General features: G+C 37.3%; 24 protein-coding genes. 13 read left to right on the top strand and 11 right to left on the bottom strand.

Translation table 11 applies throughout. The features are described 5' to 3' along the window. The first annotated feature begins 4 nt into the window (after window positions 1-4). A complete protein-coding gene (gcvP, locus tag OO013_RS12550) occupies window positions 5-2,920 on the top strand; it encodes an aminomethyl-transferring glycine dehydrogenase (RefSeq protein ID WP_266057175.1) in 2,916 nt (971 codons plus the stop codon). A 77-nt stretch (window positions 2,921-2,997) separates the two neighbouring features. On the opposite strand, the gene OO013_RS12545 is transcribed toward gcvP, so the two are convergent. The 3 genes from OO013_RS12545 to OO013_RS12535 form a co-directional block, all read right to left on the bottom strand. Further along, on the bottom strand, window positions 2,998-3,549 hold the full coding sequence (locus OO013_RS12545) for a hypothetical protein (RefSeq protein ID WP_266057173.1): 552 nt from the start codon (window positions 3,547-3,549) through the stop codon (window positions 2,998-3,000). Window positions 3,550-3,726: 177 nt separating this feature from the next. Next, window positions 3,727-4,614 (bottom strand): lipoyl synthase, encoded by an 888-nt coding sequence (gene lipA, locus OO013_RS12540; protein WP_266057172.1) that lies wholly within the window; start codon window positions 4,612-4,614, stop codon window positions 3,727-3,729. Between the two features lie 45 nt (window positions 4,615-4,659). Continuing rightward, the gene (locus OO013_RS12535; protein WP_266057171.1) at window positions 4,660-5,394 is read right to left on the bottom strand and encodes a hypothetical protein; all 735 of its coding nucleotides are present in this window, start codon (window positions 5,392-5,394) and stop codon (window positions 4,660-4,662) included. 60 nt (window positions 5,395-5,454) lie between these two features. Here OO013_RS12535 and OO013_RS12530 point away from each other — a divergent pair, with 60 nt between their 5' ends. After that, window positions 5,455-5,859 carry an OsmC family protein gene (locus tag OO013_RS12530; protein WP_266057170.1) on the top strand — a complete coding sequence of 135 codons (405 nt, stop codon included), beginning with the start codon at window positions 5,455-5,457 and terminating at the stop codon, window positions 5,857-5,859. Here OO013_RS12530 and ytxJ read toward each other — a convergent pair. The 3 genes from ytxJ to OO013_RS12515 form a co-directional block, all read right to left on the bottom strand. Beyond that, complete coding sequence (ytxJ, locus tag OO013_RS12525) at window positions 5,856-6,206, bottom strand: bacillithiol system redox-active protein YtxJ (protein WP_266057169.1); 351 nt, start codon at window positions 6,204-6,206, stop codon at window positions 5,856-5,858. The genes OO013_RS12530 and ytxJ overlap by 4 nt on opposite strands. Further along, entirely contained in the window at window positions 6,142-7,965 is a 1,824-nt protein-coding gene (locus tag OO013_RS12520) for a hypothetical protein (protein ID WP_266057167.1), read from the bottom strand. The genes ytxJ and OO013_RS12520 overlap by 65 nt, the downstream gene beginning before the upstream one ends. Before the next feature lie 162 nt (window positions 7,966-8,127). Continuing rightward, window positions 8,128-10,104 carry an alpha-ketoacid dehydrogenase subunit alpha/beta gene (locus tag OO013_RS12515; protein WP_266057166.1) on the bottom strand — a complete coding sequence of 659 codons (1,977 nt, stop codon included), beginning with the start codon at window positions 10,102-10,104 and terminating at the stop codon, window positions 8,128-8,130. Window positions 10,105-10,242: 138 nt separating this feature from the next. Here OO013_RS12515 and OO013_RS12510 point away from each other — a divergent pair, with 138 nt between their 5' ends. From OO013_RS12510 to ftsY, 7 genes are all read left to right on the top strand, one after another. After that, window positions 10,243-11,487, top strand: coding sequence for a M16 family metallopeptidase (locus OO013_RS12510; protein WP_266057165.1), 1,245 nt, complete (start codon window positions 10,243-10,245; stop codon window positions 11,485-11,487). After that, window positions 11,484-11,960 carry a 2-C-methyl-D-erythritol 2,4-cyclodiphosphate synthase gene (gene ispF / locus OO013_RS12505; RefSeq protein WP_266057164.1) on the top strand — a complete coding sequence of 159 codons (477 nt, stop codon included), beginning with the start codon at window positions 11,484-11,486 and terminating at the stop codon, window positions 11,958-11,960. The genes OO013_RS12510 and ispF overlap by 4 nt, the downstream gene beginning before the upstream one ends. Before the next feature lie 4 nt (window positions 11,961-11,964). Then, the gene (mnmC2, locus tag OO013_RS12500) at window positions 11,965-12,648 is read left to right on the top strand and encodes a tRNA (5-methylaminomethyl-2-thiouridine)(34)-methyltransferase MnmC2 (protein ID WP_266057163.1); all 684 of its coding nucleotides are present in this window, start codon (window positions 11,965-11,967) and stop codon (window positions 12,646-12,648) included. Window positions 12,649-12,761: 113 nt separating this feature from the next. Then, complete coding sequence (gene rpmB / locus OO013_RS12495) at window positions 12,762-13,001, top strand: 50S ribosomal protein L28 (protein ID WP_266057162.1); 240 nt, start codon at window positions 12,762-12,764, stop codon at window positions 12,999-13,001. 27 nt (window positions 13,002-13,028) lie between these two features. Further along, window positions 13,029-13,211 carry a 50S ribosomal protein L33 gene (rpmG, locus tag OO013_RS12490; protein WP_137089131.1) on the top strand — a complete coding sequence of 61 codons (183 nt, stop codon included), beginning with the start codon at window positions 13,029-13,031 and terminating at the stop codon, window positions 13,209-13,211. A 2-nt stretch (window positions 13,212-13,213) separates the two neighbouring features. Continuing rightward, a complete protein-coding gene (locus tag OO013_RS12485) occupies window positions 13,214-13,369 on the top strand; it encodes a DUF4295 domain-containing protein (RefSeq protein WP_137089130.1) in 156 nt (51 codons plus the stop codon). Between the two features lie 124 nt (window positions 13,370-13,493). Further along, a complete protein-coding gene (gene ftsY, locus OO013_RS12480) occupies window positions 13,494-14,465 on the top strand; it encodes a signal recognition particle-docking protein FtsY (RefSeq protein ID WP_266057161.1) in 972 nt (323 codons plus the stop codon). On the opposite strand, the gene OO013_RS12475 is transcribed toward ftsY, so the two are convergent. Continuing rightward, complete coding sequence (locus OO013_RS12475; protein ID WP_266057160.1) at window positions 14,460-14,777, bottom strand: DciA family protein; 318 nt, start codon at window positions 14,775-14,777, stop codon at window positions 14,460-14,462. The two genes, ftsY and OO013_RS12475, sit on opposite strands and share 6 nt — an antisense overlap. A 36-nt stretch (window positions 14,778-14,813) precedes the next feature. Further along, window positions 14,814-15,923, bottom strand: a complete 1,110-nt coding sequence (gene recF / locus OO013_RS12470; RefSeq protein ID WP_266057158.1) for a DNA replication/repair protein RecF — start codon at window positions 15,921-15,923, stop codon at window positions 14,814-14,816. Between the two features lie 115 nt (window positions 15,924-16,038). Between recF and pdhA the strand changes: the two genes are divergently transcribed. The 4 genes from pdhA to OO013_RS12450 all read left to right on the top strand — a co-directional run bounded on the left by pdhA (window position 16,039) and on the right by OO013_RS12450 (window position 19,740). Continuing rightward, a complete protein-coding gene (gene pdhA / locus OO013_RS12465) occupies window positions 16,039-17,076 on the top strand; it encodes a pyruvate dehydrogenase (acetyl-transferring) E1 component subunit alpha (RefSeq protein ID WP_266057157.1) in 1,038 nt (345 codons plus the stop codon). Between the two features lie 67 nt (window positions 17,077-17,143). Beyond that, on the top strand, window positions 17,144-17,851 hold the full coding sequence (locus tag OO013_RS12460; RefSeq protein ID WP_266057156.1) for a YfgM family protein: 708 nt from the start codon (window positions 17,144-17,146) through the stop codon (window positions 17,849-17,851). Between the two features lie 72 nt (window positions 17,852-17,923). After that, window positions 17,924-18,412 carry a 6,7-dimethyl-8-ribityllumazine synthase gene (gene ribH / locus OO013_RS12455; RefSeq protein ID WP_266057155.1) on the top strand — a complete coding sequence of 163 codons (489 nt, stop codon included), beginning with the start codon at window positions 17,924-17,926 and terminating at the stop codon, window positions 18,410-18,412. Continuing rightward, window positions 18,412-19,740, top strand: a complete 1,329-nt coding sequence (locus tag OO013_RS12450) for an aspartate kinase (protein ID WP_266057154.1) — start codon at window positions 18,412-18,414, stop codon at window positions 19,738-19,740. The genes ribH and OO013_RS12450 overlap by 1 nt, the downstream gene beginning before the upstream one ends. A 76-nt stretch (window positions 19,741-19,816) precedes the next feature. Here OO013_RS12450 and OO013_RS12445 read toward each other — a convergent pair whose 3' ends face one another. The 3 genes from OO013_RS12445 to OO013_RS12435 all read right to left on the bottom strand — a co-directional run bounded on the left by OO013_RS12445 (window position 19,817) and on the right by OO013_RS12435 (window position 23,976). Beyond that, on the bottom strand, window positions 19,817-21,400 hold the full coding sequence (locus tag OO013_RS12445; RefSeq protein ID WP_266057153.1) for a sodium:proton antiporter: 1,584 nt from the start codon (window positions 21,398-21,400) through the stop codon (window positions 19,817-19,819). Window positions 21,401-21,603: 203 nt separating this feature from the next. Further along, complete coding sequence (locus OO013_RS12440) at window positions 21,604-22,830, bottom strand: Glu/Leu/Phe/Val dehydrogenase dimerization domain-containing protein (RefSeq protein WP_266057151.1); 1,227 nt, start codon at window positions 22,828-22,830, stop codon at window positions 21,604-21,606. 57 nt (window positions 22,831-22,887) lie between these two features. Further along, window positions 22,888-23,976 (bottom strand): anhydro-N-acetylmuramic acid kinase, encoded by a 1,089-nt coding sequence (locus OO013_RS12435; protein ID WP_266057150.1) that lies wholly within the window; start codon window positions 23,974-23,976, stop codon window positions 22,888-22,890. Window positions 23,977-24,092 lie beyond the last annotated feature (116 nt).

Raw genomic sequence — 24,092 nt, 5'->3', positions numbered from 1 at the left:
GTCAATGAACATTAACCTAAAAAAGAATGAATCTTTTGCTTCAAGACACAATTCTCCAACCTCTCTGGAGATAGAGCAGATGCTTGAAGTGATCGGTGCCGGGTCGGTAGAAGAGTTGATCAGTCAAACAGTTCCCCAAGGGATCAGACTTCAAAAAAATCTTGACCTGCCCGAAGCGAAGAGTGAGTATCAGTTTTTATCATCTTTCCGTAAAAAGTTATCTAAAAACAAACTCTTCAAGTCTTATATCGGAATGGGGTATTACCATACGATAACGCCTAATGTTATCCTTCGTAATATCCTTGAAAATCCGGGATGGTACACAGCTTACACTCCCTACCAGGCTGAAATAGCTCAGGGAAGATTAGAAGCTCTGGTTAATTTCCAGACCATGGTTATGGATCTCACCGGTATGGAAATAGCAAACGCTTCCTTATTAGATGAAGGAACTGCAGCTGCTGAGGCAATGACTATGTTTCATGGCGCCAGAAAGGGAACAAAGAAGAAAAAAGCTAACCGGTTTTTTGTAGACAAAAATGTTTTCCCTCAGACTCTGGATATATTAAAAACCAGATCTCTTCCATTGGGAATTGAATTGGAAGTTGGTGATTATAAAGAATTGGATCTTTCTGCTGAAGACTTGTATGGTGTACTTGTTCAGTTTCCTGATGCTGAAGGAACTGTAAGAGATTACAAAGACTTTATCACCGAAGCAAAAGAAAATGATGTTTTTGTAGCTGTAGGTGCTGATTTGATGAGCCTTGTAATGTTTACCCCTCCGGGTGAGCACGGAGCTGATGTGGTATTTGGAAATACTCAGCGCTTTGGTGTCCCTATGGGGTTTGGTGGACCACATGCCGCTTATTTTGCTACAAATGAAAAATTTAAAAGGTTAATTCCCGGACGGATTATTGGTGTTTCTGTGGATAAAGATGGAAAGCCTGCATATCGAATGGCTTTACAGACCAGGGAACAACATATTAAGCGTGAACGCGCTACATCAAATATTTGTACTGCACAAGTTCTTTTAGCTGTTATGGCCGGAATGTATGCAGTATATCACGGTCCTGATGGATTAAAAAGAATCTCTGCCAGAATTCACGGGCTGACAAAAGCGCTTTCAAGAGGCCTGAATAAACTTGGGTTTGAAACCTTAAATGATCAATTCTTCGATACAATTAAAATTCCTATAAATGATGAGGAAGAAAGACTTGCTCTTAAGTCTATTGCATTGGGCGCAGAATTGAATTTTAGATATTATGATAGTCTTCATGTTGGTATTTCACTAGATGAAACTACCAGGCTGGATGATGTTAATGAAATACTGGAAGTTTTTGCTCATGTTAGAGGCAAAGAAAATATTACTGCCGAAGATAGTATCGAGGTAGGTTTTCCACTTGGTCTTCAGCGTGAGAGCTCATTTCTTGAACACGAGGTATTTAACATGTACCATGCTGAACATGCAATGCTAAGATATATGAAGAGACTTGAGAACAAAGACCTTTCTTTGGTTCACTCAATGATCTCTTTAGGATCTTGTACAATGAAATTAAATGCTACGGTAGAAATGATGCCAATCACCTGGCCGGAGCTGGGTCATTTACATCCATTTGTACCCAGAGATCAGGCAAAGGGGTATCTGGAAATGATCAAGGAATTAAAGCTATGGCTTTCTGAGATCACAGGTTTCCATGATGTTTCTTTACAACCAAATTCTGGTGCTCAGGGAGAGTTTGCCGGACTTATGGTTATCAAGGCTTATCACGAAAGCCGAGGTGAAGGGCATAGAAACATTACTTTGATCCCATCTTCAGCTCATGGTACTAACCCTGCTTCGGCTGTAATGGCAGGAACTAAAGTTGTAATTGTGGAGTGTGATGAAAAAGGGAATATTTCTCTTGAAGACCTTAAAGAAAAGGCTGACAAGCACAGTGATAATCTTTTTGGTTTGATGGTCACGTATCCTTCTACCCATGGAGTTTTTGAAGAAAACATCAAGGAATTCTGTCAGATAATTCATGATCATGGTGGTCAGGTTTATATGGATGGAGCAAATATGAACGCCCAGGTGGGATTAACATCTCCGGCGATTATTGGTGCAGATGTTTGCCACTTGAACCTTCATAAAACTTTCTGTATTCCTCATGGTGGAGGCGGACCGGGAATGGGACCAATCGGGGTGGCAGAACACCTTGCTCCTTTTGCTCCGGGTAATGCAGTTGTAAACGAGGTAGGCGGCGATCAAGCTATTACAGCTATTTCTTCTGCCCCTTATGGTAGTGCGAGTATATTGGCTATTTCTTATGCATACATTGCTCTAATGGGAGGTGACGGTTTAACTGAAGCCACTAAAATGGCTATTTTAAATGCGAACTATATAAAATCAAGATTAGAAGAGCATTATCCGATCCTCTATACTGGCTCTAAAGGAAGAGCTGCACACGAAATGATTATTGAGTGCAGACAATTCAAAAAAGTTGGTGTTGAAGTAGAAGATATTGCAAAGAGATTGATGGATTATGGTTTCCACGCTCCTACAGTTTCTTTCCCTGTTGCTGGTACTCTAATGATAGAACCTACAGAGAGTGAAGGGAAGAATGAACTGGACAGATTCTGTGATGCTATGATCGAGATCAGAAATGAAATATCTGAGATAGAAAATGGAGTGGCTGACCAGGAAAACAATGTACTGAAAAATTCTCCTCATACTCTTGCCAAGGTTACAGACAACGAATGGGATTTTCCTTATTCAAGAGCGAAAGCTGCATTTCCTTTAGAATATGTGCGAGGAAGAAAATTCTGGCCGTCAGTAAGCAGGATCGATAGTGCCTACGGTGATAGAAACCTGATGTGTGCATGCATTCCTACTTCTGCATATTCTGAAGAAAACGAAACAGAAGAGATCTTGGAAAATTTGTAAGTCAAGAAACGATAGAATAAATAAAAAAGGCTGCTATTTAGCAGCCTTTTTTCATGGTTATTAGGGTTAAATTAAGGTTATAGGTTTATATCCGAAGTTAAGAAAAATTTTCCTTTATTCTTAATAACAAAAAACCTTAATTCATATTCTTTACCGTTTTGTGAAATTGGTATTAACACTTCTGATACTTGAATATTATTAATTGATGATTCAGGATCCTCCAGCACCACCATTTCATTGATCAGTGCATTATCAAGATTAATATTATTTATAACTAAAAGATCGGTCAACTGACTGAATTTCTCACGCTGCTCTTGTAATCGAAAATCATATTTTATTAGGAATTGGCTTTTTAAACTATCTGATGGAATGTTTTCAGCTATTTCAATATGATGATCTCTTGAAAGTAATAATCCTATATATCCCGGAAAATTTTTTTGTTTAAGAGTATTTACAAGTTGATTTGCCAGGCTTTCTATATTTGAAGCACCCTGATCCTCTTTTTCAATGTTTGTGTTTGTTATAGAAACATCTTCAGGCTGAGCTTCATTATCTTCACTATTACAACTGGCTACTGACCCGATGAGCATCAGAACAGAAATTATTACAAATAAAAATTTAGTCTTCATTAAAAAAGTTTAATAAATATTAGAAAAGTTTTATTTATTGGCTGTTTTTCGATTAATAATGTAAAAATAAAACAATTTATTAAAACAGGATAATCACTGTAATAAATTAGGGATTATTGCAAAATAAAAAGGCAACATTTTTTTTAATGTTGCCTTTTTTTAGATTTTCGATATATTTTAAATAGGGACATTTACATGCCTTTCAGCATGGTAAGAAGATCTTACCAATGGACCTGATTCAACATATTTAAGCCCTCTTTTCAGACCTTCTTCTCTATACAGTTCAAAAACGTCAGGATGTACAAACTCAGCTACTTCTATATGCATTTTGGTAGGCTGCAGATATTGTCCGATTGTCAGGATATCCAGTCCGTGTTCAGCGCAGTCATCCATTACCTTGAAAACATCTTCCTGAGTTTCTCCCAGGCCGACCATTATGCCAGACTTGGTTCGCATTCCAGCTTCTTTAGTTTTTTGAATCTGCTCAAGACTCCTGTAATATTTAGCCTGTGGTCTTACTCTTCTATATAGTCTCTCTACGGTTTCGATATTATGTGAAACAACTTCTTGCCCACCTTCGATCATTCGATAGAGGGCATCCCAATTACCTTTTGTGTCGGGTATAAGAGTTTCGATGGTTGTTTCAGGAGATGCTTTTTTAGTTTCAACTACAGTTTGATACCAAATTTCTGCGCCTCTGTCTTTTAATTCGTCCCGGTTTACAGAAGTCAATACCGCATGCTTTACTCCCATGAGTTTAATTGCTTCAGCAACTCTCTTTGGCTCGTCTTCATCATACTCTGGAGGTCTTCCTGTCGCTACAGCGCAAAATGAACAAGATCGGGTACAAACGTTACCTAAAATCATAAAAGTAGCAGTACCGGCTCCCCAGCACTCACCCATATTAGGACAGTTACCACTCTCACAAATTGTATTGAGTTTATATTTGTCAACCAGATTTCGAACTCTTTTATATTCATGACCAACCGGAAGTTTTACTCTCAGCCAGTTAGGTTTAGTTCTTTTTTTGGTTTGTTCTTCAGAAATTACCGGTAATTCAATCATAACGACGCAAAGGTATCAAATTTCTACTACACTATATACTATTTCCTATCTACGTTTACCGTGAGTCAAGGTTATATATACTTCATTAAAAATTGCTCTGTTATTCTGAGCAGGCATTAAAACAATTTCATTTGGAAATGCTTCAACTAGGAATCCAACTTCAAAACCAGATATTGAACTATTGAAGGTGCTGAACTCAAAAGAAAAAGCAACTTTTGCACTTAACCCTACAGTTAATTTTGATTCACCTAATCCCTGGAAAAGATGTCCCGTTCCCATCACTGCCGAACGGCGGATTGATGAATTATTCGGATCGTAAGGTTCTGAAACAGGGTTAAACTGATTGTCTGTAGCGTATTTGATATAATATGGTGCAATTAATCCCAGAGTTGGTCCTGCAGCGCCAATTAAGTTTACCTGAACGCCTTGCTGATCAGCTTTTTCAAAAAGTACATATTCTCGACCATATTGAAGCCTCACAGCGTAAAGATAATGTTCTTTACCCCAGATAAAAGGTTCTCCCGTTATGACTGAAGTTTCACGAGACTCATTTGGATGCTTAACATTGACTAATTCAAGGTTGAAACTTTGCCATTGACGCTCGCTTCTTCTCATGCCATATTTGAACATGAACCCGCTTATAAGTCCGCCAGTGGTACTTTTTTTAATGCCCCAAACGAATTCCCTGGAAAAATTTCTTTCCCTGTCATTTTGAGCAGATATGCTGATTGTTAAAAATATCAGCATCAAGGGTAAAATAGTTTGTTTAAGAGAATTCATATTGCAATTTTACAATCTCGTAAGATTAATATAACGAAATATAAACTTAACTGTTATCAAATGCCAACTTCAGAAGTTAAATATTTAGGGGGGTTGAGAACTACTGCAAAACATTTAAAGTCAGGGAATGAAATTATTACTGATGCACCAGTTGATAATCACGGAAAAGGAGAAGCGTTTTCACCAACTGACCTTGTTGCCACAGCCTTAGCACAATGCATGATGACTATTATTGGTATTTACGCCAACAATTATAATATTGATCCCGGTGAAATGTCTGCTGAAATAAATAAGATTATGGCATCTGGTCCAAGAAGGATTGAAGAAATTGAAATTACTCTTATTTTTAAAGGGCACAATCTTGATTCAAAACAAAAGAAGAAGGTTGAGAATGCAGCATTAAATTGCCCGGTAGCCAAAAGCCTTCATAGTGACTTAAAACAGACAGTCAATTTTAATTTTTAGTTGATAACACGCTCGGCTTTATCCATTAATACATCGTGATTGATTCCTCCATGGGAGCTATCAAAAATGCATTTTTCATTATGTATCAATAATGCCTGTGGCGATTCATGCATAATACCAAATGAATTTTCAATCAAATTGCTAATGTTCCGGTAACTGATAAGGTCGAGAAAGAATGGAGATACTTTCTCAGTAGACTTCTCATTCCAGTTTCTTTCCAGTTTTGACAACATCATTGATGATATAGCACATCTGGTGCTGTGCTTAAATATTAATACAGGTTTAGTTTTCGATATTTCTATCGCCTGTTTCAGGTCTCTTTCTTCTTTTATCTCTGTCCAGGTCATATTCCCAAAGTACTTTTTCTCCCTTATCGTATTTCTGCTTCTTAGGTTTCTTACGCATATGGGCAGGTTGAAGTTTTTTATCAAACAATGAATACCAGAATTTTTTGAACTTATTACCTAAAGATTCATTGGCGCCATCATATTGTTCATTATCACCTTTAAACTTAGAGGTTGGATGACTTCCTTTAGCAGGCTTTGGTACTTTAGTTCTGCCTTCTTCTCGCTCAATTCTGGCCGTTATTTTCTTATACTTTCTGTCTTTAGCAGAAGGTGTAAGTCCTTTCTGACGTCCCTGGTATGCGTTTGCTTTTTTAACAGCGCTCTTTCTGGCTGCATTTCTTTTCTTTAGAACGTTATATTTAATGTTTCCGGAATAATCAATATTCGACTGGTTATCAGAAGGTCCGCGAACTTTGACCACCTTGCCTTTATATTTAATACCCTGACGATTATCAACAGGTCTTTTTTGTTTGATATTACCATCGTAGAGCAAATAACTTTCATTGAATAAGGCTACTTTTCTCAAATTAAGCGTGCCTTTGTAATTCGCTTCAGGACCTGCCTTCTTTCTTCCTTTTTTTCTCTTCTGGAAACCAGAATAATTAGTATATAGATTTACAGGTCTATTTTGTTGTATTGCTTTTTCATTGCGCTGGCCAGCGACCTCTCCCCTGCTTATCGAACGAGGAGTTATTTCGCGGTCTCTTACAAGCGAGCTTCTTCTTGTTGTGCGAGGATTAATAGTAACATCTCTTACAATATTGCTTCTTCCTACACTACGTGGTTTTACCTTTTTATCTTTAACAACATTTCTGCCACCCGAAATTGATCTAGGTGTAATGGAGATATCCCTGGCTGTTCTACTTCTTTTGTAGGACCTTGGTGTTACAGTGACATCTCTTACAGCGCCTCTTCTACCAGAAATACTTCTTGGAGAAACATTAACATCACGGGCACGCTTATCTCTTCTGGTAGTCCGTGGTTGTACACTAATGTCACGAGCTTTTTTATCTCTTCTTGTCGTACGGGGCTGAACGTTTACGTCTCTTGCAGTACGAGAACGCCGGGTAGTTCTTGGCTGAACACTCACATCGCGCTGAGTATTGTCAGGACGAATGCTTCTCGGAATAACATTTATATCTCTTGTTGTACGAGACCTTCTCGTAGTACGCGGAGATACCTGAATATCCCGGGCACGGTTACTTCGTCGAACAGAACGTGGCGTAACATTGACATCTCTTGCTACACGTGATCTTTTCGTTGATCTCGGCTTTATATTGATGTCTTTAGCCCTGTTTCTTCGGCCTACACTTCTTGGTGTAACATTTACGTCAGGTACATTAACTCCGCGTTTACGGGTAGTTCTTGGCTTAACATTTTTATCGTAAGCCACATTGCTTCGTCTGCCGGTCGTCCTTGGTTTTATTTGAACATCGAGAACTCTGTTGCTTTTTCTTTGAGTCGTTCTTGGTTTTATTTTATAAAGAAAACCTCCGCCTCTTGGTCTTTCAGTTCGTTTGTTTTTTGTGTTTTTCTTTTTTACTGTCTTTGGACCACGCGGCTTTTTTCTGATTTTCGGTTTGCCTTTGGTTTTATATTCAGGCCGTGAAGAGCGTTCAAGCTTTTTATTGGGCATAGTATCCTGGGCTATGATTTCCGGTGTACTACCGAACATCAAAGCAAAGAATAGTACTACTATCCAGTATATCCTGTTGGATTTAAAAGTTAAATTCAGACTTGAAATATTTGTTGTAGCCAAAAGTATTTTCTTATTCCAAAAATTAGCCGGTTAACGACAATACAAATTTTTCCTAAAATAAGGAAACTTATAAAAGACACAAATGTCACCAATTTTTAACAAAACAAAAAGGCTTCTTAGTCTTCCTGTAAGGTAAACGTTAAAATAGAACGGTTTTGCATATTAATACTCGATCAATTCAGTAACCTTGTTATGCAGTTGGCTAATAGCCAGAAAGTTATTTTCAAGATCTTTATTAAATGGTACCGGAGTATCAAGGCTTCCAACTCGATATACCGGTCCGTCCAGAAGTTCAAAACAATTTTCGGAAATCCAAGCTGCAATCTCACCTCCAAAACCTCCTGTTTGAGTGTCCTCATGCAGGATTAAAGCTTTCCCGGTCTTTTTAATCGATTCGTAAACAGTCTCTTTGTCCCATGGAATTAAAGTTCTGAGATCAATTACTTCTATATCATATCCTGTATCAGAAGCTAGTTGTAACGCCCAATGAACTCCCAGTCCATATGTGATCACAGTTAAATCAGTTCCTTCCCGACTAACAGAAGCTTTTCCTAATGGAATATTATAATAGCCTGATGGAACATTTCCTTTTAGTGACCTGTACAAATATTTGTGTTCAAAATACATACATGGATTAGGATCATTTATTGCAGATATCAACAATCCTTTTGCATCTTCAGGATTAGAAGGATAAACAACTTTTAGACCTGGGGTATGAGTGAACCAAGCTTCGTTTGATTGAGAATGAAACGGTCCTGCTCCAACTCCTGCCCCAGTGGGCATTCTGACTACAACATCTGCATTCTGACCCCATCGGTAATGAATTTTTGCCAGGTTATTAACTATCTGGTTGAAACCACAAGACACGAAATCTGCAAATTGCATCTCAACCATCGATTTGTATCCTTTAATTGAAAGTCCCAATGCTGATCCGATAATAGCCGATTCACATAATGGAGTATTTCTAACCCTTTCTTTACCAAACTGATCAACAAATCCTTCTGTTATTTTAAAGACACCTCCATATTCGGCAATGTCCTGCCCCATTAAGACAAGATTATCATGATTCTCCATGCTTTGCTTTAAGCCTTCACTTATAGCATCAATAAACCTGATCTCTCTTTCTTCATTTTTATCGATTGGTATTTGTTTAAAATCATGTCCTGCATAAACATCACTAAGTTCATTTTCTGAACTAATAGATGGAGGGATGTCCTTATATGCCTCTTTTAAGCTTGTTTCAATTTCCTTTTTGATATTAGCTCTGATCTCTGAGATCTTTTTCTGAGAAAGGACCTTCTTTTCTATTAAGAATTTTTCAAAGTTTTCAATCGGATCTTTTGCAGCCCATTCATCCATTAATTCCTTAGGAACATATTTTGTTCCACTGGCTTCTTCATGACCTCGCATTCTGAAAGTCATTGCTTCGACTAATACTGGTCTTGGGTTTTTTCGGATATCTTCAGCCAATTCGCTGATGGTATGATAAACCTCCAGTATATTATTACCATCAATTTTAACTGCATCAATGCCATAACCAGGCCCTTTATCTACAAAGTTTATGCATTTAAACTGTTCGCTATTAGGAGTAGAAAGACCATAACCATTATTTTCAATTACAAAAATTACCGGTAGATCCCAAACAGCTGCAACATTCAGTGCTTCATGGAAGTCTCCTTCACTGGCACCCCCGTCACCACTAAAAACCAGTGTAGCTTCATTTTTAGAAGAGAGTTTAGATGCTAAGGCAATTCCGTCAGCTATACTTAATTGAGGTCCCAGGTGGGAAATCATACCAACGATATGATGTTCATTGCTTCCAAAATGAAATGAGCGGTCCCGGCCTTTTGTAAATCCACTCATCGTTCCCTGAAATTGAGAGAATAACCTGCTAAATGGGACTTCCCTGGCAGTAAAAACACCAAGGTTTCTATGCATTGGCAGGATATATTCTGATTTATTAAGAGCGAGAGTACTACCAACAGCAATAGCTTCCTGACCTATTCCGGAAAACCATTTTGATATTTTGCCCTGGCGTAGGAGTACCAGCATTTTTTCCTCGATAATGCGAGGTCTTACTAGCTTTTCGTATATTGAAATAAGCTGTTTTTGGTTGAGTTTCTTTTTTTGGTAATTCATGGGTTTGTTGTTTCGGAAACAAATCTATACAATCAAGTCAAAAAATAAAGCAGAGAAAGCACTGATATTTCATATTCTAAGAAATTACTATCGAGTGATATTTATATTTTGTTAGCTTTGTCCTGAAAAAAAAAGTGTATGATAAACTTTTCATCTTTTACATTAGATAACGGGTTACAAGTCTTTGTTCATGAAGATCACACAACTCCCCAGGTAGCATTTAATTTATTATATAATGTGGGATCTAAGGATGAAGATGAAAATAAAACCGGTTTCGCTCATCTATTTGAGCATTTAATGTTTGGAGGTTCAAAGAATATCCCATCATTTGACGAACCACTTCAAAAAGTTGGTGGAGAGAACAATGCCTTTACAGCTCCGGATATTACAAACTATTATATCACTTTACCAGCAGTGAATTTAGAAACTGCATTTTGGCTGGAATCTGACAGAATGCTTTCTCTTTCTTTTGATCAAAAAGTATTAGATGTTCAAAAGAAGGTAGTAATTGAAGAGTTCAAACAACGATATCTCAATCAGCCTTACGGGGAAGCCTGGTTAAAACTACGTCCATTAGCATATAAAGTCCATCCCTATAAATGGGCAACCATTGGTAAAGACGTTAGCCATATTGAAAATGCGACAATGGATGATGTTAAAGAGTTCTTCTTTAAATTTTACAGGCCAAACAATGCAGTTTTAGTGGTTGCCGGACCTGTGAAAAAAGAAACAGTTCAATATCTCGCAGAGAAATGGTTTGGCCCAATTCCTTCGGGTGAAGATTATGTCAGAAATCTGCCTAAAGAACCTGAGCAAAAAGGCAAAAGAACTGATATTATTGAAACTGATGTTCCTTCCGATGCAATCTATAAAGTATATCATATTCCGGGAAGGTCTGACAGCAGGTATCACGATGCAGATTTAATAAGTGATGTTTTAGGGAGGGGCAAATCCTCTCGTCTTTATGAGAAACTTGTTAAAGATAAAAAGTACTTTTTTGAACTTAATGCCTATGTGACCGGTTCAGTTGATCCTGGCTTGTTAGTTGTTGCCGGTAAAACGCCAAATGGCATTTCTTTGGAGCAGGCCGAAAACGCAATTGATGAGGTTGTCTACGATCTGGCTGAAAATGGTGTTGGAGAAAAAGAACTGGAAAAAGTAAAAAATAAAGCTGAAGCTTCTCTGGTATTTGGAGAAGTGGAGTTGTTAAACAGGGCTATGTCTATAGCTATTGGAGCAAACCTTGGCAACCCCAATTTAGTCAATGAAGAAACAGGCATGATCAGAAATGTTACCACTGATAGTTTCAATAATATGGCAAAATCCGTATTGAAAGAAAGCAATGCCTCTACCTTGTTGTATATAAAGAATAATAATCAATGAAAATAAGAGTAGGATATGGATATGACGTTCATAAGCTTGAAGAAGGTCATGATTTTATACTTGGAGGAATAAAGATACCCCACGATAAGGGATCTGTTGGGCATTCCGATGCCGATGTGTTAATTCACGTTATCTGTGATGCTCTACTTGGAGCAGCAAATTTAAGAGACATTGGATATCACTTTGCTGATACAGACCCTAAATTCAAAGGTATCGATTCGAAAATTTTACTAAAAGATGTTATAGGCTTAGTTGCTCAGAAAGGATACACAATTGGGAATATAGACGCTACAATTTGCCTGCAAAAGCCTAAAGTAAATCCGCATATCCCTGAAATGAAAAAAGTCCTTGCCAAGGTGATGAGTATTGATGAGGACGATATTTCTATAAAAGCTACCACGACCGAAAAACTTGGTTTTGTTGGAGAAGAAAAAGGGGTGAGTGCTCATGCGGTTGTATTAATTCAAAAGTAATAGCATGGCTGATAAAATTAAATTAATAAAAACAGAAGATGGTTCACATTCCTTATATAATGAGGATCTGAATGAGACCTACCATAGTCAGCATGGTGCTTATAATGAATCTACACATGTATTTATTAAGCAGGGACTCAAGTACTTTTATTTTGAACATTTTCCCAAACAAATAAAGATTCTTGAAATAGGGTTTGGCACGGGCCTCAATGCGCTACTCACAGTTAAAGAGCTTGGCCTTTTACCAAATGTAAAAATAAACTACACCACACTTGAGCCTTATCCATTGACAAAAGAGATTGTTGAAGGCCTTAATTATACTGATTTGGATATGCTCGAAAGTTATAAGGATCAATTTTATAAGATCCACGAGGCTGAGTGGGGAGAAAATGTTGAGATAACAGATCGGTTTACTATTAACAAGCAGAAATTAAAACTTCAGGATTTTAATTCAGAAGAAAAGTATGATATAATATATTTCGATGCCTTTGCTCCAAATAAGCAGGGGGAATTGTGGGAATATGATATTTTAGAAAAAGTGGCTCAAATGATGGCGAGACCATCATGTCTGGTAACCTATTGTGCAAAAGGGCAGTTTAAGCGGGATCTGGCCTCATTAGACATGGTTGTAGAAACCTTACCAGGGCCTCCAGGAAAGAAAGAAATGGTAAGAGGAGTGAAAGTTTGAAATATATAATCCCATGATTTTTAATATTTTTACGGACATGTTTTGCTTTTAACAATAATCTTGCGATATTTGCAGTCCGATTTTGAAAAGTATATCTAAGAAAGTAGATAAAAATGGCTAGAGTTTGTCAAATAACCGGAAAAAGACCTAGAGTAGGTAACAACGTTTCGCATGCTAATAACAAGACGAAACGTAAGTTTTATCCGAATCTTCAAAAGAAACGATTTTATATCGAAGAAGAAGACAGGTGGGTAACATTAAAAGTATCAGCTTCAGTTCTTAGAACGATAAACAAAAATGGTTTATCAAATGTTCTTAAGAAAGCTAAAGCTAAAGGAACCTTAGTAATCTGAAAAGCGAAAGCATAAAAGAGAAAAGAAATGGCTAAGAAAGGAAACCGAGTTCAGGTTATTCTTGAGTGCACTGAGCACAAGAATACAGGTATGCCTGGAACTTCAAGACACATTACAACAAAAAACAGGAAGAATACTCCTGAGAGATTGGAGCTTAAGAAGTATAACCCAATCCTTAAAAAGTATACTGTTCACAAAGAAATTAAATAACAATGGCTAAGAAAGTAGTTGCAACCCTTAAGAAAGAAGGCGCGAATAAGCAGTACGCCAGAGTAATTAAAGCTGTGAAGTCTGAGAAATCTGGATCTTACTCTTACAGAGAGGAAATGGTTCCGGTTGATATGGTAAAAGAGACTTTGGCCAAGTAATCAGATATTGTCCGGTTAAAAAAACTAAGTCCCTTGGTTAAGGGGCTTTTTTTGTTTCGGGCGAAGGTGAATTGCTACAAATTTTGTATTATTATCGCGTTATCGATATTTGATCAAAACCGCCATGGGAATATTCAATTTTAAATCCAGCAAAAGCAAGGAAGAAAAAGAGAAACTAGAAAAAGGTCTTGAAAAGACCAAAGATAGCTTCTTTACAAAACTTGGTAAGGCTGTCGCCGGTAAGTCTAAAGTTGACGACGAGGTGTTGGATGAGTTGGAGGAGATTCTGATCTCTTCTGATGTGGGAGTTGATACCATGGTGAAGATCATAGAAAGAATCGAGAATCGCGTGGCCAGGGATAAGTATTTAAATGCTTCTGAATTAGATACCATTCTCAAAGAGGAGGTTGCAGGTCTCCTGGCTGAAAATAACTATGAAGAACTCCAGGGATTTACCGTTCCACAGGATAAGAAGCCATATGTAATAATGGTTGTCGGGGTAAATGGAGTTGGGAAAACCACCACAATTGGAAAACTCGCTTCTCGATTTAAAGCCTCTGGAAATAAAGTATTACTCGGTGCTGCTGATACCTTCCGTGCTGCTGCTGTAGATCAGTTGATCATGTGGAGTGAGCGCGTTGATGTTGATATTGTCAGCCATGGGATGAATACAGACCCGGCATCTGTAGCTTTTGACACAGTTAAAAAAGGTGTAGAAGGCAATTATGATGTAGTAATTATTGATACAGCAGGGCGTCTTCACACCAAAGTAAACTTGATGAATGAGCTTTCTAAAATAAAGAGGGTGATGCAGAAATTCATTGATGAAGCGCCTCATGAAGTTTTATTGGTTCTTGATGGATCAACCGGTCAGAATGCTTTTATCCAGGCAAAAGAATTTACCAAAGCTACAGAAGTAACATCATTAGCAATCACAAAACTGGACGGCACTGCCAAAGGTGGTGTGGTTATTGGGATTTCAGACCAATTTCAAATACCTGTAAAGTATATCGGTGTAGGTGAAAAGGTAGAAGACCTGCAGGTATTTAACAGGATGGAATTCGTAGATTCATTCTTCAACAAAGAATTGTCATAAAAAGACAATATCCTCAATTATTATTTCTCCGAATTTTTGATGAAAAAGGGCCAGGATCTTTGATCTGGACATCGATAATTCCCGTTTCAAAGGTGCTGAATTTAGCTTTACGAACATTTTTTTGTCCTTGATAAAAACTTTGGTCGTCCTTTTGGAGATCATAGGGCCCATTAATTCCGGCCAGGCTTTAATAAGTTCAGTTTCTTTGTATTTAGCATCCAGCTTAAACTCTTTAAGCATTTCTTTTATGCTATCCTTTAATGTGGATATCCCTGCATTTCTTTTCGAATCCTTTTTATTATATCCAGCCATTGATTAATTGAGTTTAGTAAGCAAAGATACCAGATATCAATCTGTCATCTCATCTATTTCTCCTGAATTTATTACATAAAGGCGGGAAGTTTCACCGATGGTCTCCATTAATTTTGCCGACCGTTCAGGACGTGCGTCTGAAATAAAAACCTGTCCGTATTCTTTTCCAGCCAGAAGTTGAATTAATCCCTTTATTCGATTATCATCCAGTTTATCATATATGTCATCTAACAGTAAGATTGGAGTGAACCCTTTTGATTCTTTCAAAATCTTGTATTGAGCCAGTTTCAATGCAATCAAAAATGATTTTTGTTGACCTTGAGATCCGAGTTTTTTCAACGGTCTGTCATTCATGTTGAAAATTAACTCATCTTTATGTGTTCCCATGGTTGTGCGGCCGAGTATCAGTTCTTTATCAAATTGTTTGTAGAATAAATCTTCAAAATCCTCTTTCTGATAATCGGACCGATATCTGATTGATATCTTCTCTTTATTATTAGTTAGTAAAGAGTATTGCTCTTCGATTATTGGCCCTATTTGCTTGGTAAGTTTCTCCCGTTCAGTATATATTTCTTTGCCTGTTTTGATTAATTCTACGGTATAAGGCTCAATCAGATGAGGGTCTGAAAATCCAGATTCATCAAATTGCTTTAATATGGCGTTTCGTTGTTTGAGGATTTTTTTATACTTCAGAATGTTCAACAGATATGGCCTGTTGATCTGAGAGAGTAACCCATCCAAAAATTTTCTTCTTTCTTCACTTCCTTCCCTGATCAATGTCATATCATAGGGAGAAACCATTACTGCAGGGTACTCTCCAATATGATCACTTAGCTTATCGTATTTTGCCGTATTTTCAGAAAATGTTTTTTTTGGGCCTTTTTCAATTCCGCCGGAAACTTCCTTTACCTTATCTTCAAATTCGAATTTACCTTTTACCAGGCAGAATGATTCTCCATGCCGGATAAGGTAGCTGTCATTGCTCTGAAAGGCACTTTTAGTAAAACATAAAAAGTATATTGCATCAAGCAGGTTGGTCTTTCCTTCTCCATTTTCTCCATAGATTCCATTAAAGCCAGGGCCGAAGCTGACCTTCGCCTGTTCGTAGTTTTTAAAATTAAAAAGGCTGACCTCCTTGAGAATCATAGCAAAAATTTATGGAAGATGTATTGTTGTATGACTAAAACACGCATTAATATTATTGAAAAATGCTTGTAAAGTGTATATTTGCAACCCAATATTAAGCAATAAATCACAGATTATGGCTACATCTAAAACAAAGGCAAAGAAAAGCAAATCTGCTTCAAAACCGAACTTCAGTAAAGATCAATACATGGAGTGGTTTGAGAGTATGTTATTGATGAGGCGATTTGAAGAAATGGCAGGGCGACTATACGGTCAGCAAAAGATTCGTGGTTTTTGCCACCTATATATAGGCCAGGAAGCTTGTGTAGCCGGGTCGGTTTCAGCCTTGAAAAAAGGGGATAAATATATCACTGCTTACAGAGATCATGCTCACCCATTAGCATTGGGTTCAGATCCGAAAGCAGTAATGGCAGAGTTGTTCGGAAAAAAGACCGGTTTAGTAAAAGGAAAAGGTGGTTCGATGCACATGTTTGATGTGGAAAATCATTTTTACGGCGGTCACGGTATTGTGGGAGGTCAAATTCCGCTTGGTGCTGGTCTTGCATTTGCTGAAAAATATAAAGAAACTGATTTTCTTTGCATCACTTATATGGGTGATGGAGCGGTGAGACAAGGCGCTTTTCACGAAGCTTTAAACATGGCGATGACATTAAAGTTACCTGTGATATTTGCAATAGAAAATAACGGTTACGCAATGGGTACCTCTGTGAAGAGAACTTCTAACGTAACTGAGCTTTATCAGTTGGGAGAGGCTTACAGTATGCCATCAAAACCTGTTGATGCGATGTCGGTTGAAGAAGTTCACTACGCGGTAGCCGAAGCAGCTGAAAGAGCAAGAAAAGGAGACGGTCCTTCTTTACTTGAGTTCAGAACTTACCGTTACAAAGGACACTCAATGAGTGACCCAGCTAAGTACAGGACTAAAGAGGAGCTTCAGGAATATAAAGAAAGAGATCCTATCGAGCAGGTAAGAAGTGTGATCCTGGAAAACAAGTGGGCAGACGAGGATGAATTAAAAGAGATTGATAAAAAGATTAAAGACCAGGTGAAAGAATGTGTTGAATTTTCTGAAAACTCAGATTGGCCTGATCCATCAGAAGCATTTGACGATGTATACGTTCAACCTGATTACCCTTTTATCAGCGATAAATAAAAAAAATAAAAATACTTATTTGTGGATAAGTTATTTCCACTAACTTTGAGGTTCAATTTTTTATAGAATGGCGAAGAATAAACAACATAAGCACGACGAAGGAAATGAGCTGTTGGAAAATCCGGAAGCAATCCAGGAGAGTTTATCATCAGCAGAAAAGTTTTTAAGAGATAATTCAACACTGGTTTTCGGTGCTGTAGCGGTTCTCTTTTTAGTAGTTGGTGGTATCATCGGGTACAAGTATTACCAGGAAAACCAAAATGCCAAGGCTCAGGAGGAAATGTTCCAGGCTCAATATTGGTTTGAAAATGATAGTCTTGCACTTGCTTTGGAAGGTACAACAGTAAATTCAGGATTTCTTGATATAATTGATGATTATTCAGGAACACAATCAGCAAATCTTGCAAAATTTTATGCTGGTTCAATTTATTTGAAGCAAGAAAATTTTGACAAGGCAATAGAATATCTTGAGTCCTATTCAAATGATGACTTGCTTTCTCCTTCATTTTCAAAAAGCCTGCTTGGTAGTGCTTATATGGAAAAAGGAAATTTTGAAAAAGCCGCTTCATTATTTGAAGAAGCAGCTGAGACCAACGAAAACAGTGTTTTCTCTCCGGACTATTTGATGCAGGCTGCTTTAGCATATGAGTTAGCTGGAAATACATCGAAAGCCGCATCGGTTTATTCTGATATAGTAACTAATTATCCAAAATATAAACAAATCTCGGAAGCACGAAAACACAAGGCTCGTTTAGAAGCCATGGCCTCCAATTAATTTGTATAATTAAATAAAGATTATTAACAAGGGGATGAGGCAATTGGCTCATCCCTTTTTTCATTTAATATTATGGCAACATCATTAAAGAGTTTAAGCGAATATTCATCTAAAAATCTTCAAGACGTTAAAGATAAAGTTTTTGCAGTAGTAGTTTCTGAATGGAATGATACTGTGACAGAAGCATTATATGAAGGAGCTTATGAAACGCTTTTGCAGAACGGTGTTAAAAAGGAAAATATAGTCAAGAGGTACGTTCCGGGAAGTTATGAACTTACTCTTGGTGCACAATGGATGGCTGAGCGCGATGATATTGACGCGGTGATTTGTCTTGGCTGTGTAATACAAGGAGAGACAAGGCACTTTGACTTTATTTGCGACGCTGTGGCCAACGGCATAACCAACGTTAACCTGAAGTACAATAAACCAGTGATTTTTGGCGTGCTAACCCCTGATACGATGAAGCAGGCCCTTGATCGAGCTGGTGGAAAACATGGTAATAAGGGCGATGAAGCTGCAATTACCGCAATTAAAATGTTGGGTTTAAAAGAATCATTGTAATGAAAGTTTTAAAATTTGGAGGTACTTCAGTCGGAAGTCCCGAACGAATGAATCAAGTAGCATCTATCATCACGGCTGACGATGAACCGAAAGTAATTGTACTTTCAGCAGTTTCAGGGACCACAAATAGCCTGGTGGAACTAGGCAGGTTATTGAAAACTGGTGATAAAAAAGCTGCGAAAGAGCTTGTGTCGGAATTAAGACAAAAATATGATGCCTTTGTTGATGGTTTAGTTATTGAAGAAGACAGAAAAGCAGAGGCAAACGCTATTCTCGATGAACATTTTACTCTTTTAAATTCAGCTATTAATCTTTCCTTTAACGAAGGACTTAGTAAAGAATTACTTGCCCAGGGAGAATTATTAAGTACTAAGCTTTTCATTGAGTTACTAAAGGAAAAGAAAATTGATGCGGAATGGTTAAACGCCTTGGATTTCATGAGGCTTGATGAAGATGATGAGCCTAATGTGGAGTTTATAGGAAATAATTTTCCTGCAAAGGATAAACTGAATGTAAAAGGGAAGCTTTTAGTTACACAGGGCTTTATTTGTAAAAACTCGAAAGGAGAGGTAGACAATCTGAAACGTGGAGGAAGTGATTATAGTGCATCATTAATCGGAGCTGGTTTAAATGCTGAGGAGGTACAGATATGGACAGACATTGATGGCATGCATAATAATGATCCCAGGGTAGTTAAAAATACTTATTCTATATCAGAATTATCTTTTAACGAAGCTGCTGAGCTTGCTTATTTTGGAGCAAAGATTTTGCATCCTGCCTCAATTCTTCCTGCCCAAAAATATAATTGTCCTGTACGATTGTTAAATACAATGCGTCCAGATGCAAAGGGAACTATTATTTCTGGAAAAGAACAGGATACAGGTATAAAAGCTGTAGCCGCAAAAGATAACATTACCGCTATTAAGATTAAGTCAACCAGGATGTTGCTCGCATATGGATTTCTCAGAAAGATATTTGAGGTTTTTGAGAAATATAAAACTCCTGTAGACATGATTACTACGAGTGAGGTAGCCGTTTCACTTACCATTGATGACAGCAGTAATCTGGAAAAAATTAAACAAGAGCTTGAGCCGTTTGGTAAAATTGAGATCGATAGCAATCAATCAATCATTTGCCTGGTTGGAGATTTTGTTTCAGATCGTCCGGGGATTGTAAAACAAGTTTTTGATAGTCTTACAGAAATTCCAGTTAGGATGATCAGCTATGGAGGTAGTCGACATAATATTTCAGTTTTAATCGACACCTCTTATAAAGCTTCTGCCCTTCAAAGTTTAAATAAGGGAGTATTTCAACTGGAGGAAGCCTGATTTAAATTAAAATATTTAGATATATAAAAAGCCTGTTCAGCGAACAGGCTTTTTTAATTTATCTAAGAATGATATTTTATTTAGCGAATAAGAAGAAAATCAACCATGTAATAATGATCATTGGTAATAAGAAAGGAATTGAAAACCTGATCATATAACCAAAGAACGAAGGCATTTTAATACCAACTTGTTCAGCAATTGATTTAACCATAAAGTTTGGTCCGTTACCGATATATGTCATTGCTCCAAAAAACACTGCTGCAATTGAAATAGCCTTTAAATAGAGTTGTGAATGCGGATAGCTGCTACCTGTAGCATATTCTACCACCTCACTTATAGAATTAATATCCGCACCTTGGGACGCCATTGATGCTGCTAAAAAGTTAAGATAGGTAGGGGCGTTATCTAAAAATCCTGATAAAGCTCCAGTTCCCCAGTAAAGAGTGTTTTGAGATATAAGCTTGACTCCTTCCGGTGATTTTGCAAATTCACTAACTAATTCAAGTGCAGGCATCATCGTTCCGAAAATCCCAATGAATATAAATGCTACCTCTCGGATTGGTTCGAAACTAAAGTCGTTACTTTTGATTGCTTCCTTGTCTGCAAATCGATAAGAAAAGTAACACACTGCAAACATGATTAACTCTCTGATAAAAGAGAATCGTTGACCGTGATAATTGATAGCTGGCACCCAGTCAAATACATTTGGATCAATGAATACAGAAATAATTACTAAGCCAAGCCAGGCAAAATTCTTAGAGCCCGAAACTTTTATTTTGTTGGTAAAATCAGTTGGAATCTCGTCTTCATCAATGATATCCTTATTTCTTCTGTCAAAGAAATAAAATACCATAGTAAGGAAAATTATACCAAATAACCAAGGGAAAAAGTTGTGTGTAATTGTCCATTCGAAAGGAACACCTTTTAGAAAACCAAGAAATAGAGGCGGGTCACCAATTGGTGTTAATGATCCTCCGACATTTGAAACAATAAAAATAAAGAATACTATATGATAGGGTTTGATCCGGTGTTTATTAAGCCTCATAAAAGGCTTTATTAATAGCATTGATGCCCCAGTGGTACCGATAAGGTTTGCTATTACAGCTCCGCAAATCAGCAAAATCGAGTTAGCCATCGGGGAAGACTTTTTATCAATATCAATATGTATTCCTCCGGATGCTATATATAACGAAGCAAGAAGTGCTATAAACTGGAAATATTCAAAAAAGGCATGGACAGGACCATGTTCATTATTTAGTGCAAATAGGTAATACAGAACAACAATAGCTGCTAATAAAATTGCTATTTTGGGATAATTTTTATGCCAAAAATGTTCATAGAACAAGGGGCCGGTGGCAATCATTAATAAAAGAACAACAAATGGTATCACTGACCATCCCGGAGGTTTGTGAGAAGACGCTTCTTCTGAGCCATGCTCATCTGTTTCACCATGTTCTTCACCATGCTGTTCCTGATCATTTTGATCTTGATCAAGAGTAGCTAATTCAGAATTGGTAGAATTTTCAATTGATAACTCATTAACAGAAGAGGAATTGCCAGAATCCAACTCAAAGGCATAAAGTTGACCAAATAGAGGTGAAAAAAGTAAAATCAGGAATATTATAACTCTTGTCGAAAAGCGGTTATTGTCTTGATCCATTAACTTATATTCAATTGGCTACTGTTACAAAGAAAACAGTCCGTTACTAAGGACTGTAAAATTTAAAGCGCGCCTAAATTTACAAAATGAATCAGAGAGTTTATATATAATAACTGTATAATGCTTATCAATTATAGTGCTTTCTTAAAATAGTATAAATAAAAAACCGGCTCGAGGCCGGTTTTGATATTTTATTGAAGGAATTATACAAGTTTTTTAAGTGCAACCTCGAAGGCAGCCTCTGATATTCCTGTTTTTTCTTTATGAGTTTTGTAGATTTCTTCCATTGCAATTTTAATGGTTTCTGAGGTATCTTCGAAAATTGTTTCGTCGGTCATAACTGCCTCATCACTCATTAAATAAGCAAACACTCTTGCCATACCACAATTGGCTATGAAGTCTGGAATTAAAGAAATGTGGCTATCTGCATATTCCATTGTAGGGCCGAAGAAGATTTCATCATCTTTAAAAGGAACATTTGCCCCAGAAGAAATCACTTCAAGTTTGGTGTTAACCATTTTTTCTACTTGTTCCTGGCTGATAAGGCGTGAAGCAGCCGCTGGAATAAAAATTTCAGCTCCAAGGTCCCACACTTTATCATTTATTTCATCATATGGGATCATATTGTCAGCATTTAGCTTATTTCCCTGACGCTTAATGAAAAGCTCTTTTACCTCTTCGAGACCAAAACCTTCTTCACTTAATAATCCGCCTTCTCTATCAATTATACCAGCTATTTTGACACCCATCTTAGAAAGGAACAAAGCAGCTGCACCAGCTACATTACCCCAACCTTGAATCACAGCCCTTTTCTCGCTGATATTACCACCCCACAAGTCGTAATAATGCTTGACAGATTCAGCAACACCAAAACCGGTGATCATATCTGCCACTGTGAATTTGTAGTCTCCTGTAATAGTAAAGTTTATATCTTCAAGAACTTTAGAAACCCCTTGTCTCAGCTGCCCTAGTTTTTTTATTTTTTCAGGTTCAGTTGGATTAAAATGTCCATTTACTATTCCTTCTTGTGGATGCCACAGGCCATAACTCTCAGTTATTGGTATTACTTCATGAATCTCATCCACATTCAGGTCTCCCCCAGTTCCATAATAATTTTTTAAAAGAGGAAAAACTGCCTTATACCATCTTTTCAAGACATCTTTTTTACGCGGATCTTTTGGATCGAAGTTTATTCCAGATTTTGCGCCACCAATATTTGGTCCTGAAACAGTAAATTTTATTTCCATGGTTTTTGCCAGGGATTCTACTTCTCTTTTATCTAATCCCGGACGCATTCTGGTGCCACCACCAGCTGCACCACCTCGCAAAGAGTTAATCACAACCCAGCCTTCTGCTTCGGTTTCAGAATCTTTCCATTCAAAAACAATTTCGGGGGTTTTGTTTTCAAATTGCTTTAATAAGTCTTTCATTGAGTTAAGTCGTTTTTAAGTTGGCGCAATTTACAAAATATAATTTTTAAGAAAATGTCAAATCAATTCGTTTTTAGAGACTAGTATTCCGGAGCTGGTATTCTCTTTTGATCCGGTTACTGATGAAAGAACATTAACTTCATTGCGACTTTTTAGAACAGCAAGAAACCCAAAAATCAGAGCTTCTTTAAATGAGATTAATTGGTTGTCAGGTATTTCGATGTTGCCATCAGAATAAGTTTTTATTCTTGAAATAAGAAAGTCATTAAATGCTCCACCACCGGTGAAAAGACAACGTCCACCTGAAGGTAACTCTTTGGCTATCGCCTTAGCGGCATGAATAGTGTAAGTATGAATTACATCTTGGAGAGGATGATTAATCAAATAATTATCTATTAAGGGGAATATGTTGCTTTTTACCCATTCAATGCCCAGTGATTTAGGTCCGGTGGTAGAATAATATGACAGGTTTTCTAAATCGGTTAGAAGGTTTGGTATTTTTTTTCCAGAGGCAGCTATATGACCATTTTCATCATAATCAAGATCAATTGATGAAGCCAGATAGTTAAGAACAGTATTAAGAGCACAGATGTCATATGCCCGGATAGTGCCTGTCTCGTCATATTTTGTGAGGTTTGCAAAGCCTCCTAAATTGACACATACATCGAAATTTGAAAAAAGTAATTTGTCTCCTATTGGTACCAGGGGTGCTCCCTGCCCTCCTTTACTTACATCTAAACTTCTAAAATCAAATACGGTTTCTATTTCGGTTTTTAAGGCAATTTGGTGCCCATTGCCAATTTGAATGGTATAGCCTTCATCAGGCTTGTGATGAACAGTATGCCCATGACTACCTAAAATGTCAGGTTTTATATCTGTCGTTTCAAGAAATTCTTTGATGACATTTCCCAGGAGGTGTCCATATTCGTAGTCAAGAGTCAATAGCTCAGCCCAATCTAGGTTTATTGCATTAGCCAGTTCATTTTGCCATTTTTTGCTATAAGGAATCGTCTCAGTTTTAATGATTTCATAATTCCAGGAATTGTTTTTGAAAGTAAATTTGCTCAAACATAAGTCGATTCCATCCAGGGAAGTTCCAGACATTAATCCAAGTGAAATATACGATCCTTGAAAAAGCTCGGACATGAGATCATCAATGTTAATTTTTTATAAAACTATCCCATCAGGACCAAATGCAATAAAATAGAATGTAATTTTTTTTTGATACTCGGATAAAACAGGACATCTTTGTAGGCTCTTAA

The sequence above is a fragment of the Mangrovivirga halotolerans genome (genome assembly GCF_026241165.1).
Lineage (GTDB): Bacteria > Bacteroidota > Bacteroidia > Cytophagales > Cyclobacteriaceae > Mangrovivirga > Mangrovivirga halotolerans.
This window is presented reverse-complemented; position numbering and strand designations above follow the sequence as displayed.